General features: G+C 62.4%; 18 protein-coding genes. 9 read left to right on the forward strand and 9 right to left on the reverse strand.

The genetic code is table 11. The features are described 5' to 3' along the window. Positions 1-905 (forward strand): S8 family serine peptidase (locus IEY49_RS19940; RefSeq protein WP_189011985.1); only part of this gene is annotated, 905 nt, incomplete at its 5' end. Between the two features lie 248 nt (positions 906-1,153). Here IEY49_RS19940 and IEY49_RS19945 read toward each other — a convergent pair. From IEY49_RS19945 to IEY49_RS19960, 4 genes are read right to left on the reverse strand one after another with little or no spacing between them, the layout of a single operon-like run. Next, complete coding sequence (locus IEY49_RS19945) at positions 1,154-1,633, reverse strand: hypothetical protein (RefSeq protein ID WP_189011987.1); 480 nt, start codon at positions 1,631-1,633, stop codon at positions 1,154-1,156. 6 nt (positions 1,634-1,639) lie between these two features. Continuing rightward, positions 1,640-3,673, reverse strand: coding sequence for a protein kinase domain-containing protein (locus IEY49_RS19950; protein ID WP_229780943.1), 2,034 nt, complete (start codon positions 3,671-3,673; stop codon positions 1,640-1,642). A gap of 2 nt (positions 3,674-3,675) precedes the next feature. After that, positions 3,676-4,539, reverse strand: a complete 864-nt coding sequence (locus IEY49_RS19955) for a PP2C family serine/threonine-protein phosphatase (RefSeq protein ID WP_229780941.1) — start codon at positions 4,537-4,539, stop codon at positions 3,676-3,678. A 35-nt stretch (positions 4,540-4,574) separates the two neighbouring features. Next, positions 4,575-5,246 (reverse strand): vWA domain-containing protein, encoded by a 672-nt coding sequence (locus tag IEY49_RS19960; protein WP_189011993.1) that lies wholly within the window; start codon positions 5,244-5,246, stop codon positions 4,575-4,577. A 410-nt stretch (positions 5,247-5,656) separates the two neighbouring features. Here IEY49_RS19960 and IEY49_RS21595 point away from each other — a divergent pair, with 410 nt between their 5' ends. Both IEY49_RS21595 and IEY49_RS19970 read left to right on the forward strand, forming a co-directional pair. Continuing rightward, positions 5,657-8,038, forward strand: coding sequence for an NPCBM/NEW2 domain-containing protein (locus IEY49_RS21595; protein WP_229780942.1), 2,382 nt, complete (start codon positions 5,657-5,659; stop codon positions 8,036-8,038). A gap of 518 nt (positions 8,039-8,556) precedes the next feature. Continuing rightward, entirely contained in the window at positions 8,557-9,126 is a 570-nt protein-coding gene (locus tag IEY49_RS19970; RefSeq protein WP_189011995.1) for a GNAT family N-acetyltransferase, read from the forward strand. A 232-nt stretch (positions 9,127-9,358) separates the two neighbouring features. Here IEY49_RS19970 and IEY49_RS19975 read toward each other — a convergent pair whose 3' ends face one another. Then, entirely contained in the window at positions 9,359-9,655 is a 297-nt protein-coding gene (locus IEY49_RS19975) for a hypothetical protein (protein WP_189011997.1), read from the reverse strand. A 188-nt stretch (positions 9,656-9,843) separates the two neighbouring features. Here IEY49_RS19975 and IEY49_RS19980 point away from each other — a divergent pair, with 188 nt between their 5' ends. The 4 genes from IEY49_RS19980 (at position 9,844) to IEY49_RS19995 (ending at position 12,645) form a co-directional block, all read left to right on the forward strand. Continuing rightward, complete coding sequence (locus tag IEY49_RS19980; protein WP_189011999.1) at positions 9,844-10,377, forward strand: nucleotidyltransferase domain-containing protein; 534 nt, start codon at positions 9,844-9,846, stop codon at positions 10,375-10,377. 327 nt (positions 10,378-10,704) lie between these two features. After that, positions 10,705-11,016: a hypothetical protein gene (locus IEY49_RS19985; RefSeq protein ID WP_189012001.1), complete on the forward strand. Its 312-nt coding sequence runs from the start codon at positions 10,705-10,707 to the stop codon at positions 11,014-11,016. Positions 11,017-11,159: 143 nt separating this feature from the next. Then, a complete protein-coding gene (locus tag IEY49_RS19990; RefSeq protein ID WP_189012003.1) occupies positions 11,160-11,633 on the forward strand; it encodes a DinB family protein in 474 nt (157 codons plus the stop codon). A gap of 259 nt (positions 11,634-11,892) precedes the next feature. Further along, the gene (locus IEY49_RS19995; protein WP_189012005.1) at positions 11,893-12,645 is read left to right on the forward strand and encodes a class I SAM-dependent methyltransferase; all 753 of its coding nucleotides are present in this window, start codon (positions 11,893-11,895) and stop codon (positions 12,643-12,645) included. Positions 12,646-12,810: 165 nt separating this feature from the next. Here the strand turns inward: IEY49_RS19995 and IEY49_RS20000 are convergent, their stop codons facing one another. The 4 genes from IEY49_RS20000 to IEY49_RS20015 all read right to left on the reverse strand — a co-directional run bounded on the left by IEY49_RS20000 (position 12,811) and on the right by IEY49_RS20015 (position 15,882). Continuing rightward, positions 12,811-13,908 (reverse strand): GNAT family N-acetyltransferase, encoded by a 1,098-nt coding sequence (locus tag IEY49_RS20000; RefSeq protein WP_189012007.1) that lies wholly within the window; start codon positions 13,906-13,908, stop codon positions 12,811-12,813. Positions 13,909-13,949: 41 nt separating this feature from the next. Beyond that, complete coding sequence (locus IEY49_RS20005; RefSeq protein WP_189012009.1) at positions 13,950-14,585, reverse strand: helix-turn-helix domain-containing protein; 636 nt, start codon at positions 14,583-14,585, stop codon at positions 13,950-13,952. 338 nt (positions 14,586-14,923) lie between these two features. Then, on the reverse strand, positions 14,924-15,490 hold the full coding sequence (locus IEY49_RS20010; RefSeq protein ID WP_189012011.1) for a site-specific integrase: 567 nt from the start codon (positions 15,488-15,490) through the stop codon (positions 14,924-14,926). Between the two features lie 5 nt (positions 15,491-15,495). Next, positions 15,496-15,882: a site-specific integrase gene (locus IEY49_RS20015; protein ID WP_189012013.1), complete on the reverse strand. Its 387-nt coding sequence runs from the start codon at positions 15,880-15,882 to the stop codon at positions 15,496-15,498. A gap of 627 nt (positions 15,883-16,509) precedes the next feature. Here IEY49_RS20015 and IEY49_RS20020 point away from each other — a divergent pair. Both IEY49_RS20020 and IEY49_RS20025 read left to right on the forward strand, forming a co-directional pair. Next, entirely contained in the window at positions 16,510-17,610 is a 1,101-nt protein-coding gene (locus tag IEY49_RS20020) for a transposase (RefSeq protein ID WP_444542419.1), read from the forward strand. A 271-nt stretch (positions 17,611-17,881) separates the two neighbouring features. Then, on the forward strand, positions 17,882-19,881 hold a 2,000-nt coding region (locus IEY49_RS20025; RefSeq protein ID WP_189012015.1), incomplete at its 3' end, for a right-handed parallel beta-helix repeat-containing protein.

Raw genomic sequence — 19,881 nt, forward strand, 5'->3', positions numbered from 1 at the left:
TGATCGTTAACTTTGCTGCCGGCAACAGCGGCCCGAACAACGACACGCTCAATCCCTACAGCGCCAGCCCCTGTGTGATCAGCGTCGGTGCCGGCCACGCCAAGAACACGATGAAGGCCACGAATCCCCTGGTGAGTAAAGGGATGCCGGGTCAGCTGGCGAGCTTCTCGAGCCGCGGGATCAAGGGTGACGCGTTTCACCGCCCCGACATCGTCCTCCCTGGCGTGAACATCATTGCGGCCCGCGCCACCAGCGGCTCCATCGTGGAGCCCTACCTGGGCATGGACGGCACTTCTCCCGAGCCGATGTACTCCTCGATCTCCGGGACCAGCATGGCCACCCCGCACATGAGCGGCGTCGCGGCCCTGATGCTCGAAGTCAACCCCAGCCTCAACATGGACGGCGTCCTCGCTGCCGTCGCCAGCACCGCAAGTCCGATGTATGGAAAAGACGCTACGGGAGCGGTTCGCCAGCTGGAGGACTGGGAAGTAGGCGCGGGCTACGCTGATGCCTACGCTGCCGTCGAGAAAGCTGCCAGCACCGCCGGCACCCGCACCACCGTCGAGACCTCCCCGCTGACCAGCTGGACCGGCACGGTCGGGACGGCCGTGGACGGCACGCCCATCGCCGCCGAGCACAACCACACGGTCGTGGTGCCCACTGGTGCTTCCGCTGTCAAGATCAAGACCGACTGGGGCAACCCCGCCTACGACCTGGACCTGTACGTCTACGACGGTGCCGGCAAGCTGATTGCGTCAAGCGCAGAAGCGGCCAGCATCTCGGAAGAGGTCGTGATTCCGAATCCCGTTGCCGGCACCTACCGCGTGCAACTCAAGGGTTTCACGAATGCACAGACGGCGTACACTGGCACCGCCACCGTAGACCGGATCACCCCCGTTCAGTGAACTGAGCAGAACCCAAGTGCAGGGAGAACTCCACGTGGAGTTCTCCCTGCACTTATTGCATGTCCTTTGCCAGAGTAGCCTGGCGAAATGGCTTGTCACTGCTGCCCCTGAGGGCATCGCCTCGGTCGATTCCACGCGATGCGCCCGAGGGTAGGACAACCCTCTCCCGCAGTGGAAGAGCGGGCGCTGGTCAGACGGACTGGTGTGTTGCAGATGGTGCCCCTCATGACCCGCCCACGCGTGCGACTTTACCTGGCGGTGCGCAGTTCTTCCTCCACGGCCTGAAGAAAGAGCTGTCTTCGCCGCTCGTTGTATTCCTTCATGGCGGCCTGCTGCGCCAGCACAAGTCGCTGCTGAAGCTGCAGTGCATGCATCTGGAACAGTCGGTCTGCCTCCTGTTTTGCGGATGAATTCGCTTGGCAGAGCAGCCGATGACCTTCGAGCCAGGTCACCCACGACTCCGGCGACCGGCTGAGCAGACCACTATAGAACATCGCTTCTTCCCGACTTTTGAGGGAGATCTCAAATTGGTAAGCCAGGCCGGCCTGCTGTCTGAAGCTGTTTTCGGCCTCTGGCGTGCTCAGGCTGGGGTCCAGGTCTCCCAGGGTCAAGCCCACGTGCTCCAGTCGCTGCAAAAGTAGCGAGGCGGCTTTCCTCCGCTCTCCTTCGTAGGGGCTGTTGAGGGCCAGCTTCAGTACCCGCTGCAATTGTCCGTGTATTTCGTCCATAGCCCCTCAGTTCAACTCGGGAACGCCGCGCTCGATAGTTTCGATGGTGGCCTCGTACTGGGCCAACTGCTGTTTCAGGGCCCGGACCTGCCGGGTGGCCGCATCCTCCTCGACCTGCCAGCCCGGCAGGTCCCGCTTCAGTTGGGCGACGGCAGCCTCAAGCGCTTTCAGCTTTGTCCCCCGTTTCTTATCCAGCTGGCTGCGCACCAGATCGAATTCCTGGGGAGAAATCAGGGCCGGGTTGAACTGGAAGAACTGTTCGAGGGTGTCCCGCCACTGCACCAGGTCCTGATAGCGTTTCGGACCGACACCTTTGATCCAGCGAACACTCGGGGTGATGTCCTTGGCGGTGTACACCCCGTTCTTGTTCAGCATCGCGATCAAGGTAGGACCGACCCCGGGAACGTCGCCCGGACGAAGGTGGTGCTGAGCCAGGTGCCGGTCCAGCACCGGTTGCCGGTGCTGCTTGACCACCCGTAACAACTGGTCCTGCTCCTCCTGATCGATGGCCCGGACCGCGGCCCTCCCCTCTTCCAGACTTTTGAGGGCCCGCTTGTACCGTGACAGGACGCTGTTCCCTTGCTGCCGGTCGGTGGCCCGGCTGAGCTCGCGGCGGACCTCGTCCGCCTGCCGCTCAAACTCCTCGCGCTGCTGGTTTAGGAGCGCCTGATAGGTGGCTCTCTGCTGGGCCTTGAACTTCGCGAGTTGACCAGCCTGCCGGGCCTGCACGGCGGCTGGCGTGTTCTTCCTGAAGTTGAACCAGCTCAGGCCACCGAGCACCACCAGGGTCAGCCACCCTCCCCCCTGGCTCCCCACATACAGCGCCATCAGGAGGAACAGGGCACCCCATACGGTGGCAGATGCGCGAAGGACCGGCTGAGGCTCGGGCAGGGCCGGTAAAGCCGGCAGAGGCAGCGGTGAAGGTCTGGCGCTCAGCACCACCGGTCCCGGCGCGGCGGGCACCGGCAGTGAACGGACGCCGAGCCAGATGCGGTTGAGCTCGCCCTCCACATCCAGGCGCTTGGCAGCCGCCGGAATCCCTGTTTTTGCCGTGGCACTCTGGGCATTTCCCGGCAGCAGAGCGCACCAGGGACAGGCCAGGCGCCGGTCGTGCTTGTGGGACGGATTCTTGATGCAGGTGGCGAGCTGCGCGAACAGTTCCGCGAGTGTGCCTTCCCATTCGGCCGCGGTAGGCCGGCCCCGGTGGCGCGGCGAAAAGGACCGTTCGAACAGGTCCTGCAGGTCCACGTGCAGGGCGCTGAGCGTCAGGCTGAAGGGCGGGGGCCGGACCCCGTGCCGGTGCCGTAAGGAAAAGGCGAACTTGTCGGCCGCAATGGCTTCGGCCGGACTGGGGGTCGACCCGTTGTCGTGGACCCCCGCGTAGGGATGACGCCCTTCGAACAGGAGGTGGAAAATCAGCAGCGCCAGCCCGAACAGGTCATGTTCGGCCGTCCGGATCAGGGCTCCGAACCGGGTGCCCTGCAGCTCCGGCGGCGTGAACTCCGCGGTCCCGACCGGACAGGGGAAGGTGTCCGCCCCGACCTTGATCTGGAATGAATCGGTGTCGATGAACCGGACGATGCCCTGCTGCGAGACCATCACGTTGCGGGCACTCACGTCTCCCATCAGGTGACCGTGGCGGTGCAGCACCGCGAACGCCCGGGAGACATTGCGGGCGACATGCACCAGGAACCGCCAGTCGGCACTCGGGAAGTGCTTGCGGCGGGAGGCCAGGCGGTACAGGTTGTGCAGTTCGTGGTACTCCGTCTCGTTGACGAGCGGCATCACGAAGCCGTGGGTGTGGCCGGAGCTGTCTTTCAGGACCGTCTGGGGCCAGGCGCTGATGCTCAGCAGTTGAGGGTCACTGGCCCGGGCGAGCGCGTCCAGCTTCCGGACGGCCTGACGGTCGGGCGCACTCAGGTAGATCTTGGCCACCGTGTCCTTGCGCTGAGCCACCTCGTAGACGGCGCCCTGACCGCCCCGGCCGAGTTCCCGGCCCAGGTGGACGGTGTGCCCCTGGCCATCCACGAACTGCTTCATGGTCACGCCGGCAGGTCCTCCGTAGGTGCGTCCTCCGGTTCCACAGGGGGGATGGGCGGGTGAGCGGGCAGAGAAGGCGATTGTGCGGGTGGCTCGACTGGAGAAACAAGGGCTGGGGCTTCGGCCGGAGCCCGCCGGCTGCAGAGGATGAGCGTCTTGTCATCACTCGTCCGGGCGTTGATGTTCGGGCCGTTCAGAAACCGTTCCAGCCCTCCCTGAAGGGCCTGATGCGCCTCGGTCCCCATCCCGTCGAGACCATCCACCGCCTGGAAGAGGGGTTCGAAGAACGGTGGGTGCGGCCCACGCTGCTGCAGGGAGAGGGCCAGGGTCTGCAGCCCGTCGGTCATCAGCGCCACCCGGTCCAGGACCGCGTCGATCAGGCGGGTATGAATGTGCTTCTCAGCGACGTCGGTCAGGAAATAGGTCTGGTTGGCATACTCCCCGTTGTCCGGCCAGACCACCACTTCCAGCGGCGAGGAGGCGCTCTGCACGACGGCCGCGCCGTCCCCGACCTGAAGGAACCATGCCCGGTCGGGAAGGACAGCCGCGACGTTCAGCGTGCAGGCCAGGTCGCGCAGGGCGTAGTCCTGCTCCTCAGCGTAATTTTCCAGCACCGTCCGGAGACTGGCCACCAGTGTGAGGCCGTCGTGCTCGTCCAGAAATTCCTGACCGTCACTCAGGCGCATCTCCAGCCACTGCACAGTGGCCTGGCAGGCCTGCATGCTGCCTTCGTCCGAATGCGCGGCACTGCCAGCTCCGTCCGAAGTCACCAGCAGCAGGAGCGGCTGATCCTCTCCGGTCGTGACCTCCCGGACCAGATGGTGGTCCTGACAGGGCTGCCCGGTGGTCACATGGGCGGTGCCCATCACTGAGGCGTGCACATACCGCCAGTCCGGCAAGGTCAGACCTCAGCCCACCCGGCTGGACTCGCGAGCGGCACGGTGTCTCCAGGTGTGCTCCGGGACACGCTCTTGAGGCTCGCTGACAGCCATTGGAACAGCTCACGGAACTTGAGCCCGTCGAGCATCAGCGGCTCGCGCGTCGACAGGTTGCGCAGCATCTTCAGGTCGGCGCCCTGGACCCCGACGCTGAAAAAAGCGAAGGCTTTGCTTTCCTCGCCCTGACGGACCACCTCGGCTGCCTGACTCCAGCTGTCGGTCGGGGCACCGTCCGTGATCAGGAAGACCCAGGGACGGTACAGACCGATGCCGCCCTGTCGGATGATCTCCTTACGCCGCTTCAGCATCTCGAGGCCATGCAGCACTGCGCCTCCCAGCGGCGTGGCCCCGTCGGCCTCCAGGTGAGGAGGCAAGAAGTGCTGCGCAGACGTGAAATCCATAACCTCGCGGACCGGGCCGAAGGTCACCATCGCGATCTCACAGCGGGCGGCGGCCAGCGGGTCGTCGATCAGATCGTCCTTGAAGTGCGCCAGGCCGGCGTTCAGCTGCCTGATCTTTTCACCCTTCATGCTGCCGCTGTTGTCGATCAGCAGCAGGACCGGGCAGCGTGGCTCGGGATTCTCAGCGAATTCGGCAAGGTCGAACGGGAGCTGGGAATATTCACTTTCGGCCATGCAGAAATTGTAGGGCGTCGAGTTCAGCCGCCGTACTGCAACGGTCTCCCGCGCTGAGCCTCCGCTGCAACTTCACAACCCCCGGCCGGGGATGGGAGCCCAGGCGAAGGGTGAGGCTGATGATCGCTGCGTTGGACGCATCGTTGCCGGTTAGTGATTCTGTTCACGTCCCAAGCTGTGTCCTTCTGGAAGCTTCCCGCCTTGAGGGCCAGGGCCATACCTCGACCCAGGTGCCCGGTCCACCTCCCTCAATTCGTGGTGCATGCGCTGTCGCTACGTTGCAGACAAACTTAAGGGACCGATCATGAGGTGCAGATCAGTCCTTCACGTGTGTCACAGTTAATAGAAAGCTCATAAGCTGATTGTTTCGGGCTAGAAAGAGTCAGGGTTGAGCGCGGTCTGGAGGGTCTATGGATGTACGCCGTGGTCCGACTCGTTTCGCCTCCCTGAGTTTGCCCCTGCTGCTCTTCGCTTGCACTCAGGCCCCAGAGGCTGTCGACAATCCGTACACCGGGGGTAAGCAGTATCCCTGGAGCAGCCGCCTGGAAGCCCCTCTCGCCGATCCCTACGCCGCAGGCCGCCACTACTCCTGGAGCGGCCCAGTGGCTGCCACAGAACCGAGCGGCCAAGCCCTGAACTCGGGCGAAAACTTCCTGTCTGACCTCACCTGGACCTCCGCCACCAGCAGCTGGGGTCCCATTGAGAAAGACCGCAGCAACGGCGAGCAGGCCCAGGGTGACGGCCGGACCCTCACCATCGGCGGGCAAACCTTTTCCAAGGGGCTGGGTCTGCATGCCAGAGCCGAGGTGCGTTACGCCTTGAACGGCCAGTGCGGTACCTTCTCTGCCTCCCTGGGCATTGACGACGAGGTGGGGGACCGGGGCAGCGTCACCTTCCAGGTGTACGGCGATGGGGTCAAGCTGTACGACAGTGGGATGGTGACGGGGGCAAACCCCGCGAGGATCATGAGCGTCAGTGTGGATGGCGTCCGCGAGCTGAGGCTGGTCACCGAGGGTGGAACGTCCATCGATTACGACCATGCCGACTGGGGGAATGCCAGGGTGTCATGCACCGCCACGGCTCCCACCGGGGAGCCTTTCCTGAGTGACCTGCCCTACACCTCAGCGACGAACGGTTGGGGTCCAGTGGAACTGGACCGCAGCAACGGGGAGCAGGGGCTCGGCGATGGCCGCACCCTGACCATCGGGAGCCAGGCCTCTTCCAAAGGTCTGGGCGTGCATAGTCCATCCACGGTGACCTACTACCTGGGGGAGAACTGCACCAGTTTCTCGGCCAACGTCGGCGTAGACGACGAGGTAGGCGACCGCGGCAGCGTGGCGTTCGAGGTGTACGGCGACGACAGGAAGCTGTCCGGCAGTGCGGTGCTCCGTGGTGTCGACGGGAGCGTAACCGTACAGGCTGATGTGACTGGGGTGCACAGCCTCAGGCTGGTCACCACGAACGGTGGGGACCACATCGACTACGACCACGCCGACTGGGCGAATGCGAGGCTTTCCTGCGGCACCATTCCACCGCCTTCGCTGACGACGCAGACCGTCACCGTGCCGGCCAGCCTGCGCACGGCTCCCTTCGACCAGACGCGGACCCTGAACGTGCCCGCTGGATCACGCATCGCGGTCGTCGCCCGGGTGCCCGCCGCCCGCTTCCTGCTGACCCTGCCGAACGGCGACCTACTCGTCTCTCAGCCGTCCCAAGGAAGGGTCATCCGGCTTCAGCCTGGTGCCTCTCCCGCTGACGCCAAAGCGTCCTCCGTCCTGCTGGACGGCCTGAGCGCCCCTCACGACCTCGTCCTCTCCACCCAGGGAACCACGACGTACCTGTACGTCAGCGAGACCCACCGCGTCCGGCGCTATCCCCTCCGCAACGGCGTACCCGACCCTGCGGCCGGGGAGACCGTCGTTGCCGGGCTCCCCGACGCCAGCCTGCCCGAGCTGCAGGGCAACTACGGTCACGCGCTCAAGAACATTGCCATCGACGGAAGCACCCTCTACGTGTCCATCGCCTCGGCGACGAACGCTGATCCCTCCGACCTCGCCGCTACCCCCAAACGTGGTGCCGTCTATACCTACGCGGCCAACATGCTTGGTCAGACGGCCACGGCCGGAACGCTCTACGCTCAGGGCATCCGCAACGCTGAGGGTCTGGCCATCGCTCCTGGGACCAGTGACCTGTGGGTCGCCGTGAACAACCGCGACAACATCGCCTATCCCTTCCACCGTGACATCACCGGGGACGGTCAGGACGATTACGGGAAGGTCATCCCGTCCTACGTGGACGACCATCCGCCGGAGGAACTGATCCGGGTCAGGAACGGCGGTCATTACGGCTGGCCCTTCTGCAACCCGAACCCCGACGGCGGGCTGCTGAACATGCCCTTCGACCGCGACGTACAGACCAACGCAGACGGCAGCCGCCTGAACTGCGACACGGCAGACCGGGTGACGGTCGGGATGCCTGCCCACTCGGCGCCTCTGGGGCTGACGTTCTGGACGGGGCCGAACGTGCCGGGCAGTTACGCGGGCGGGGCGGTCGTGGGGCAGCACGGGTCGTGGAACCGGACCAGCTTCAGCGGGCACAAGTTCGTGCTGTTTCCGAAGACGGTGGGAGGGCTGGGGACAGAGCGCGATCTGGTGACGGGATTCGTGACGGACCCGGTGAACAAGGTGCGCTGGGGTCGCCCGGTGGACGCGGCCGTCGCGCCCGACGGCGGGCTGTACCTCAGCGACGACCAGAGCGGGACCGTCTACCACCTTTCCTCCCCCAACCCGTAGCGAACGACATCCGGTGCAAAGGAAAGGGCGCTGCATCAGTAAGCAGCGTCCTCGTTCCTGCCCTCCCACCGTGCTCATCAGGCAAGCGGTGTTCGAAGATGGAAAGCGTCGCCCAAAATTCTCCAGCCACCGACGACCCTTGTGAGTCATGCTCGCCTGAAGGAGCCTTTTCGAAGTTCGAGTGGCCAGGGTCCGGGTTGCCCTGCTCCGCTTGTACTTGGTATCGCAGCGCCAAGTACTGTTCCAGCATCGGCGGCAGCGAACCATAGTCAATGCCTTTCAGGACGGGTTCGGGAACGGTAGCGTTGTCTGTTCCATCGTTGGCAGCAGCATTCAGAGGAGGTGATGGGCAGGTTGCAACCCCTGAGGTTCGAGGCGGGTCGGCACCTGTTTGTACTGAGCCGCAGCTCAGAACCGTCGACTGGCTGATCTGTATTTGTCGGTATCGCCTCAGCCGAAGCAGACGCTAAGCCATTTGAAGCAATACCATTCGTGACATTCACCGGCAGAGTAGGTGTATGCATGCGCCTGTGTTTGACACCCTGATGACCGAACGCCTGGTGCTGCGTCACTTCCGCGAAGCCGACGCAGCAGCGCTCAGTGCATATCGCAGCGACCCGCTGGTCGCCGAGTACCAAGCTTGGGGTCCGAGCTTCAGCGAGGAACAGGCGCTGGCGTTGATCCGCGCCATGCGTGACCGTCAGCCCGGCCAACCCGGGTGGTTCCAGTTCGCCGTCGCCACCCGGGACTCCGGGGCACTGATCGGCGACATTGGCTGGCGGTCGTTCGAGGTACGGCATGCAGAGGTCGGTTTTAGCATCATGAGTTCTATGCACGGCAAGGGATACGCGCGTGAGGCCGTGGCTGCCCTGCTCACCTTCGCTTTCCAGCGCCTGAAGGTACACCGGGTGGTGGCGAACACCGATCCGCGCAACCTGCCGTCGGCAAGGTTGCTGCGCCGGCTCGGCTTTCGGCATGAGGGACGGGCGCTGGAAAGTTATTTCGACGGCAGCGTCTGGCTGGACGACGATCAATATGCGCTACTGGCTCGGGAATGGTCCGCGGCGCACGCGCCCGGTCACGCATGATTCCTGCAGGCGTGCAGATCAGGTTGCCGTCCACTCGCCTGCCCCGAGGTACGGGCCCTTGAAGTGGGAGTGCACCATTGCGCGGTGAGTGAACGGGGCTGCGCTTCCCCATTTGTTTGAGGACTAGGGGAATAAAACTATCCGAGCTCCACCGCTCTGAACGCCCACACCCTTGACAATCAGGTAACCACTCAGCACGAAGTCAAATTTAGCTCTGAGTAATTACTTGTTTTTAACCAATGTAGCGCAAAGTAAAAACAAAAACTATCAGGGAAATTAAAGACCATAATACGAAAGCCAGCATGGCTACATTCTCTGCACTTGATGATACTTGATTACTATTCTGAAAATGTTTTTTAAATCTATATGCTGCGAATGCAATAATAATAGAAATTCCCATCACCAAAAAATTACTGGCCATGGGATTGTACGCAAAAGCAGAATTGCCAGCAGTTCGCAAAGCAGAAAATAGCAACCAGCTACTTACAACTATACTCGCCAAGCTTATAGCGTAGTTCCTATCGTTCATAAACAGCACTCCTTTGACCATTAAAATTAAATAGTTGGTAGAGCAGAGCGGATGATGCATGAGCTGGTAAAATCAAAATCCAATTTTTCGCAGTTTGGGCAGGTGTCCTCGGAGATGCCCCTACTCTACCTGTTCAGCCAAGTCCAGGCCCCCCGCTGAGCAGCCACACGAACAGAAGGAAGCCCCTCATGAACCAAGCCCACCTCGACCTGATAAGCAAAGTGGTGTCCGCTGCTGCCCAGCTGGATCTCCCTGTCTGGGTCGGTGGCGGCTGGGCGATCGACGCTCGCCTGGGACTAATCACTCGCGGGCATGATGACATTGATCTGACGTTTCCTGGCGAGCGTAGAAGGGAGTTCGAAACACTCATCGTCGGCCGTCAGGGACGCATCACAGAAGAACTGGATTACGGGTTTCTCGCTGAGGCCCAGGGCGTCCTGCTGGACTGCGAACCTGCTTACTGGAACGGTGCTTCATACGAAATAGACGGTGCACCTGCGGGCTCCTGCCCAGAGCAGACCGAAGGGCGTCTCGAGGGCCTCAGTCTGAGGTGTAACAGCTGGGAAGCCATCATGTGGGACTACTTCTCCTACGCCAACGAAATTCCCAGGTCCCAATGGCCCGCAAAGCATAAGCACTCGTACGAGCTGGCTTCCCGGGCGTTAGGCGAAGAGGCCATACACCGCTTACGCGCCGCTTTCAACTTACGGCAAGAGGAATGACTGTTCGTTCAAAGCCCGGTGTCCAGGACCTGAACAGTCGTGCATGGTTAACTCCCAGGCCTTGGATTGAGGACCGCGTAAGTTGCCTCTGATCTGGGGTGCCTGAGTACCCTCAGGCGCCGTCCGCCACCTTCAGTTCCCAGTAACAAGCAACTCAGACTTTGACCGTTCTCAAAGTGGTGGTCCGGAACCAGTGAGAGCCGTCATGCCCCGTGTGCCTCTGGAACCTCGCCAGTGCCATACAGGGATGTGCTAGGAACGGGAAACCAAGGCCTCAACAGAACATATGCGGTTACTTTGCCCCGCAGTTACTTATAGAGTTCACCTATGGCCGAATCATCCTGGACTTCACCGCTCCTGATGAGCCTCCGGCGTGATCTGCTCATCGCCCTGGCAGCACTAGCCATGGCGTTCACGGGAGATCTGGTCGTGGGAAGCAGCGGACAAAATGTCTTGATGCTGTTCGGACGAGTGAACATCTTCGACCTCGCCTTATGTGCGTTTGCCGCCGTCCGGGCCACGCACGCGCGCCAGGCGTACCTCCGGCGGACGCACAGGAGCAGCCTGCCCCGGAATGAAAATGTGCTTTGGCTCGGCACCCTGGTCTTGATTGGAATCCAGCTCCTGACGACCGTGTAGTAACAGGCCCACAGGCCATAGATTCTCAACCGTCGAGTATCACCTGGCTCTTCCGCAATGGTCCGTCCTATTGATGCCCTCCATCGGCCCACGCTGAATACACGTCAGCTCCTGACGGGAAGGCACGGTACGCTGGCCCTCACATGACGCGACCACACGAGAGTTCAGGCGTGTTCACAGCCGACGAGATGCTCCACCACTGGCGGGGACACCGCGCCCTCACCCGCCGCACCATCGAACGCTTCCCTGACGAGCACCTGTTCACCTTCACGCCTGGCGCCCCACTCCGCACCTTTGGCGAGATGATGCTGGAGACCGTACGCATGGTTGCACCCAGCCTGCATGGCGTCGAGTCCGGCAAATGGGACTTTACGCAGATCGATACCAGTGACGTCCACGAGAAAGCTGTTCTGCTTCACCTATGGGACGAGGCGGACGCTCTCATTGAAGCCCGCTGGCCCCACCTGACGCGAGATGCGTTGCGGGGAGTCGTCCCGCCGCTGCCCCACCTCACGGCATTGCCCTACCTGGTGGAGAACGAGATTCACCACCGGGGGCAAGGCTTCGTATACCTGCGGCTGTTGGGTATCGAGCCGCCTGCTTTTTACGAAAGGTAGTGGACCCGGCGTATAGGGGATGATGGAAGGCGGGGATGAACCTGAAGCCAACGCACTTTACGCCGTCGACGGCGTGCTGTCGCTGTATACCACAGACCTGACAGACCAAAGTCGACGCTCCAGCTCCAGGACTACGCGGGCCAGCCCTGTTTGAGATGTCGTCTTTCTCATGTCATTAGACGTTTGAGCGCCCGACGCTGATCCTCCACAAATCGATCTCCCCGTGTGTCGGCCCCAATCGAGCAGCGACAATGCGGACATGAGTGACTCGCAGGAGGGGCTGACCTTCTACACCCAGCTCGCGCCGTGGTGGCCGCTGATCTCTCCACCCGGTGAATACGAGGAGGAGGCAGCGTTCAGCGCCACGATGCTCCGCACCGCCCGCCATCCCGTCCGCGACGTGCTCGAGCTGGGCAGTGGCGGCGGCCACAACGCAGTGCATCTCAAAGCGCACTTCCGCCTGACCCTGGTAGATCTGTCCGCGCAGATGCTGGAGCTGTCCCGTCAACTCAACCCGGAGTGCCAGCACCAGCAGGGAGACATGCGCTCGATCCGCCTTGACCGCACCTTCGATGCCGTATTCGTGCATGACGCCGTGGATTACATGACCTCTGAGCAAGATCTCCGGCTGGCGATGGAAACCGCGTTCATGCACTGCCGGCCCGGGGGCGTGGCGGTCTTCCTTCCGGATCAGACGCGTGAAACGTTCGAGCCCGGCAGCAGCTGCGGTGGGACCGACGGGCCGGACGGCCGGGGTGTCCGGTACCTGGAGTGGAATTGGGATCCGGATCCGTCCGATACGCGGGTGCAGACCGAGTACGCGTTCGTGCTCCGTAAGGCGGACGGGTCGGTGCGTGCAGTCCATGAAACGCATCACCTGGGCCTGTTCCGCCGGGAAGAGTGGCTGGCGTGGCTGGACGAGGTTGGATTTGAGCCACAACTGGTGACTGAAGTCACTACTGAGGAGCGAACGCCCAGAGACGTCTTCCTGGGCCACCGTCCTCAACCGTAACAACGTCTCCTGAGCTGGCAACCTGAACTGCACCGCAGGCGACCTGGACTTCCACTTCTTCTGGCCACCAGGGAGTGCTGTCTCCAGGTAGTGGACCCGCACCCTTTATCGGCGAGGTCCCTTCACCAGACGCCCACCGCCACACTCTCAACAGCTGTCAATCGTTTACACCGTGATGTTCACCATCCCCTGCAGGTACGCTTGCGCCTGCGATACCTCTAATTGCCAGAGGGTCGTCGCCGAGTACGGACGGAAGCCCAACTCCTCGTTGATGAGGCGCATCGCCGCGTTCGCGTCCGCGTTCTCCGTGCGGACAAAACGTGCGTCCCCATTCAGCGCCAACGCCCGCTGCAGCGCTACGGCCTTCAGCCAGCGGCCCAGCCCCAAACCACGGGCTTGATGCACCACCCCCGTCGCGCCCTGGGCCAGGATGCTCGGACGACCCGGGTGCCAGCTGAGTTCCGTGAACCCCACCAGGCCTGCGTCCGACGTCCGGCGCGCCACTCCCAGAACGCGTTGCCGCCCCGACGCATGAAAGTGGGCTTCGGCAGCCAGGAACTGCTCCACGGTCAGCCGGGTGTCCTCGACCTCCAGTTCACCGAGCGGCTGGTCATTCATGACCTGCGTCAGTTCCAGAAACGCCGTGACGTCCTCTTCGGGAACCGCGCCCTCCCAGACCTCAATGTTGTAGCCCGCCGCGCGTTCCTGTCCTTGGGTGATCCAGCGCTGCAGCAGGCTGGGATCGAGCTCGTGCACATCAAGCTGGTTCACTTGAGCGGCCAGTCCCGGCTTCGCTCCTGTCTGCCGCAGGGCCGTCTCACCGGCTGGGACACGCGAGTTGCTACTGACCATCAACATGGTTCGCCCATCGGCGTGCGCCGCATCCACGACCTTCTCTAGCAGGGCCCGGCCGATCCCCTGACGCCGGTACGTGGCGAGCACGCCCAGCTTGACCTGGGCCATATGCCGGTTCTGGTCCAGGCGCACCAGCGCGACGGTAGCGTCCGCGATCACGCGTTCTCCGTCGCGCACCACCCAGGCGGGCACCTCGACGAAAGCAGGAAGGTGTCGCAGAGAAGCGGCAACTTGGGATGGGGCGAGAGGAGGGTTGTCCGGCTGCCGTTCGTGAAGCTGGATGTTCTCAAAGACCGTGAGGGCCTCAATCAGGGAGTCAGGAGCGGTTCGCGGGTCGTAGGGCTCGAGATCCAGTCCGGCGGGGACTGGACGGTCGGTCACGGCTGGGTGAGGTGCGTTTCGGGTCATACTTCCTCCTCGGCGGGCTGTGTGCCGCGCCTGTGTGCATGTCAGTGCTGGTGCAGGTGGCCCGGGAAGGTCATCAGTACGAACGTAGCCTGCTTCGCGTCCGCGGCGTCGTCGCCGGTGTCAAGTTCGGTCAGGATGCGGTCCAGGGCGGCCTGGGCCCGCTGGTACTGCTCGGGGGTCAGGCGGACGGCACGCAGCCGCATCGCGGGCGGGTACGGGCCTTCGGGCGCAGCGGACCCGTCCGCCGGGTGATGAGTGCCGAGCCTCACCGTGAGGTCTGTACCGCCCTCGTTGGGGGCTTGAGGGTCCTGCCGTGCCTGCCAGGCGAGGATGGCGTGGGCGTACGCATTCGTGATTTCCTGCATGACCGGCTCGATCAGCGTGAGGGGTTCATCCAGTCGGACGAGCGCGCGCGGGACGTGGAAGGTCTCTGCGACCGTCTGGTACAGGACGCGTTTGCCCTGGTGTCCCGCGACGCGCAGAAGGCCGCTGTCGGTGAGTTTGCGGACGTGGTACGCGACGCGATTGGCGGGTTCTGCGAGCGCGTGAGCGGCCTGGCTGGACGTGCCGGGTTGCATGAACTTCTCCAGCAGGCGTGCCCCGTACGTGAAGTCCAGCAGGGCCTGCGCCTGTGCAGGGGTCGCCACTTGGAACGGGGTCGCCGGGGGATCGGTCATGTCGGCATTGTGCGCGAGTGAAATTTCAATAGAAACCTGAGTTTCTGAAAACAGCGCAAGTCCGGTGCTCCCTGAGTTCGGCCTGTGCCTGCAATGGCAGACCGTACCTGGCCTCATCACTTCATTGTGGTGGGAACCTTTGGACCGTCGGATCCCGCCACAATCGTTGCAATGAACGGGGCTGAAGGGTGCCGGACGGCACTTATTGCCTTCCGACCGGCAATCGAACACGAAAAGAAGCGAATCGTTGCCCGCCACCAGACAGGGTGACGAACCGTTCCTGACACGCCTCGGAAGCTTCAAAGAAGCGATCGATTCCCGTGCCAGCCCAGCCGTCCTCACTTCATCAGCTGGGCCAACAACGCCTGAAGTTGCGCTATCAGCTGCTCAGAGGAAGGCTTTGACGACTCCTCCACCGGCGGGCCTGCCAGCAACTGATGGAGCGGAAGCGCTGCCGAACGCCTCTGGTCCTCGTACAGATGCGTGTACACGCTCAGGGTGAACGACACGTCGGCATGCCCGAGACGATAACTGACTACCTTCGCCGAGATGCCCTGCCGAATCAACAGGCTCGCCGAGGTATGCCTGAGGTCGTGAAAGCGGATCCGTGGCACGCCAGCCTGCCGGCCCAGTTGATGGAACGATCGGGCCACATTGGAGTGATCCAGCCGCTCCCCACTCAAGCAGACGAAGACGGGATAGCGAACCCGGCGGGGTCCGAACCACTTCTCGTCTTCCACAAGGTGCTCCACCAGCACCTCGACGACGTCCTCACTCAACCGGATGCAGCGGTGCCCGGCCCGGGTTTTCGATTCGCCCAGCATCCATGCTCTCGTGATGTCCCGGATGTAGTTCCGGCTGACGACCAGGTCGGCCTTTTCAAGGTCGACGTCTCCCCAGGACAAGCCAGTCAGCTCCCCATCCGCATGCCTGTCCCCAGGGCCAAACAGAAGAAGGAATGGAGCCGGTGTCCCCTGGCGTGGTCCACGAAGTGCTGGGCTTCACCCGGGCTCCAGACTTTCATCTCCTTAGGGTAGGTTCTCGGCGTCCGGACCAGGAAAGCTGGATTGGAAGACAGCACTCCCCACAACACGGCTTGCCGCAACGCCATTCGCAAGGTCTGCAGTGACGAGGCCAGGCTCTTGGCGGTGCTGAGTTCCTGATCCAGACGCAGAGCGAAGGCTTCCTGAATCAGGAGTGGGCTCAGCGTCGCGAGCGGCTCGTTCCCGATGTGCGGCACCAGATGCAGCAGTGCTTTCAGGTGCGAGCGGTACGTGTTCGGCCGGAGGTCACGCAATGCCGCCGCGAGTAGGCTAATCGCGCTTCGGTCGATATGCACATTTTCGGCCGTGCGCTCTGGCAGCACTCAAAGGGTCAGCCAATGTAGCCCGTGCACTCCATCTCCTGACCGCCCAGGCTGAAGAGCAAGGTCCTTCCACTTTGCCTGTACGTTTCAGCGTCGAACAGGCTGACCTGCAGATGCCCCAGCCCAGAAAGAGGGTGATCTTGATAATCCATTGTTCCAAGGCACGAACAAGGCGCGCGGCTCTCTGTGTAGCAGGACAATAAAGAAAAAACTTCCTCCTAGAGGAAGTTTTTTGTGGTGTGCCCGAAGGGATTCGAACCCCTGGCCTTCTGATCCGTAGGTGGAAGCCCCTGCAAGCCGCTTAATGTCTCTTGGTGCCTGTTTGCATCTCCTCCCCGTGTTACACGGCATCCAACTCTTTCCGTGGTGCCCGTTAATGACCGAACCATCCCACCATCTGTCATTCGAGTAAGGCACGGACAAGGCACGCCTCCCTCAGAGCCACCAGCAATTGCTGGGCCAAGTGATCTCTTATGGGCCGCAACTCAGCACCTGACACTTTGCGGGGAATGGCGTCCTGGACGCAGTGCGGCATGACACAGGGCGGTATCTGGGTCTGTGACGATCCCCGATACTGCCCGACTGCATGCTGACACGCTGGCCGGTCACCTGAAAGCCCACCTGCCTCATCGCCGCCTCGATGCCCTAAGGCGGCTCGCGGAAGTGCTCCTGGCACTGCTCCAGGCGGAGTCTACGCTGCACCGCAAGCTTGCGCTCCATCTGCCCAGGGACGCCACGATGGAATCCAAGACCCGCACGGTGGCACGGGTCTTCCACGACGCTCAACTGACCCCGCAGGACGTCACAGACGTCCTGCTTCCCCTGCTCCCTGAGGGCAAACTCACCGTGATCATGGACCGCACCACCTGGCATGACGGCCAGACGCCGCTGAACATCCTCGTTCTGGGGGCCATCCTCGGGGGCGCGGTCATCCCCCTCGTGTGGTCGATCCTGCCGCATCAAGGGAACAGCAGCACCGCGGCCCGCATCCTCCTGCCCCGCTCGCCTGCTCAACGTGCTGCCTGCCAGGCGCTGGGCGTGTTGATCGCCGACCGGGAGTTCGTAGGTCAGGAGTGGTGCAATTTCCTGCGCTGGAAACGCATCCGGCAGTGTCTGCGCATCCGGGAGAACACCCGCATCGAGGATGAGCTGGCCCGGGAGCTGTTCATCACGCTGCAACCGGGTGAAGTCTGCACGCTCTTCGAGCGCACCTGGGTGTACGGCGGATGGATGCACGTGGTCATCACCCTGTCCCCCGCGGGGAACAGGGTGATCGTCGCCTCAGATTTGCCTGTCCTGGACGTCCTGGAGACCTTCCGTCGCCGGTGGGGGATCGAGTCCGCGTTCTCGTCGTTGAAGGCCCGCGGTCTGGACCTGGAGGCCACGCACATGACAGCCCCTGACCGGATTGCCCGATTGTTCGGGCTGCTGTGTGTCGCGCTGGCATGGATGGCCCGGGTGGGCGCGCAAACCGTGCAACAGAGCCCATCGCGGCGGGACAACCGGGGACGGGCGGTGGTGAGTCAGGTGCGCATCGGGTGGCAGGTGCTGAGTCAGGCCGTGCGGTGGGGCGGGGAGGCCTTCTGGGACTGCTTTGAGCTGCTTAGTACGCCTTTCCCGCCCACACACACGCCAACTTCCCGAAGTGTCAGGTGCTGAGGGGCCGCAAGATGCGGCGACCTTAGTCAAAGCTCCCGCAGGAGATCTAAGCGGTCATATGCGCGAGGTCAGTCGAGGAGGAGATAGTCGAAACGCTGGCAGTTCAGAATTTTCGCTTCCTTACCTACTTGTAGCCGAGGCGGGGGTATGCGGCACCTCAGAGAACACCAATCTCATTGGCCCCATCATCCTTACCTGTCTACTGAGCGCGTCTAACAGTCTTATTTGAAATAATTAAGGGTACATATGGAGTAGACTCCACATAAACCCCATGGACGTCTGCGAATACTGTCAGCACTTTCCTTTCAACGAACAGGATATCCTCTGTCCTTCGTGCGGCGCTCCTCGCACACTCCATCTTCCCTCCGGCACAGTTCTCGCCGACGGACGCTTCACCATCAAAAACGTCATCGGCCAGGGAGGCTTCGGAGTTACCTACCAAGGCACCGACGCACTTCTCGCACGCAACATTGCGATCAAGGAGCTTTTCCCGACTGGGTCGCTGCGTACACAGAACGTCCTCGTGACACCCTCAACGGCACCCGCCATCTTCGAGCAGCAGAAGGTTGGCTTCATCAATGAATTCCGGGTCCTTGCCAGATTCAGCCACCCCGGCATCGTTCGCGTTCATGACGTCCTTGAAGAGAATGGCACCGCCTATGCCGTTATGGAGCTCCTGTCCGGCGAAACCCTTGCCCAGCGAATTGCCCGACAGTCGCGCCTGCCCCCTACCCGCGTCCACACCATCGCACGTACTATCACCAAGACACTGGCCGTCATCCATACCGAGCGCGTTCTGCACCGCGACATCAAGCCAGATAACATTTACCTTACTGCCGACAAGCGCATCGTTTTAATCGACTTTGGCTCTGCTCACGCGCTGGCTGCGCCGACTGGTCGCGCCGATCTGCTTGTAAGCCATGGATACTCTCCCTTGGAGCAGTACGGCACTAACAGCGAACTCGGCCCCTACACGGACCTCTATGCCCTCGCAGCCACGTCCTACCATGCCCTCGTCGGGGCATCACCTCCACCCGCCCACGAACGTGGCCGAGGTGCTGACCTTCGCCCTTTCCCTGATGATCTTCCAGACGGGCTGCGCCGCTTTCTCGATGACGCATTGAAACTGAGCATCCCCGAGCGGCCCTCCTCAGCGGCCGCTGCACTGCGCCTGCTAACCAACACACGCCGCACCACGATCAGCACGTCCCGCGGTGATCACTCCAGCATTGATCTCGCCCCAGGCGACAACCTTACGTTCGCACTCCAAACAGCACCCGCGAACGCGGTGCTACGGCTTGCGCCCGGCGAATATGTCATCAGCACCCCTCTTCAGGTCAACCGAGCAGTCTCCCTGAATGGCGCTGGCCCAAACACCACGCGAGTCGTCGGCCCAGGCCTTCAAAGTGTCGTGCATGTCTTAGGAACGGCTACGTTCACCGCAAACGGCGTGACCTTCACACAGCCAGACGGCAGCTTGGCTCCCACCATCTTGGCTGTGGACAATTCGAGGCTCACACTCATCGACTGTCACGTCCAGGGTGGCTCCCTGAGCGAGGATGAAGAGGCGCACGGCGTCACTATTGGCGGGCATGCTGCCGCTCGACTTGAACGGTGTGACATTTCCGGTAATGGCGGCAATGGCGTGTACCTGCACGGTCAAGCCCAAGCAGTCATTGAGCACTGCATTGTCCACCACAACAGCATGAATGGCATTCAGTTCGCAGAAGGCTCCACGGGAAGCGTCTCCCGGAGCAGATGCCAGGACAATGAAGTTGATGGCTTCTCCATCATTGGCACTGCCAAGGCGGAACTCAGGGAGAACACCTGCACCGGCAATGCCGAGGCAGGCATCACCTTCCTTGACTCCGCCCAAGGGTCCGTTTCAGCAAACACCTGTGAAAGCAACATCCTCAGTGGCCTGTGGATCGGAGGCGAAGCTCACCCAACGTTGCAGGACAACACCTGCCGGAACAACACCCATGCTGGAATACTCTACGCAGACCATTCCAGCGGGCTAGCCCAAGGCAACACCTGCGAGAACAACACCGACCACGGCATCAGTGTCCAGGACAACGCGCAACCCACCCTCGAGCACAACACCTGCCAGGCCAATAAAAATGCAGGCATCGCCTACCTGGGGGAGGCAACCGGCACCGCCAGGGGCAACACCTGTGAGAACAACACGCTCAGCGGCATCATTGTCGCGGGCAACGCGCAACCCACCCTTGAGGACAACACCTCCCGGGCCAACATGCAGTCGGGAATCGT

The organism is Deinococcus malanensis, assembly GCF_014647655.1.
Lineage (GTDB): Bacteria > Deinococcota > Deinococci > Deinococcales > Deinococcaceae > Deinococcus > Deinococcus malanensis.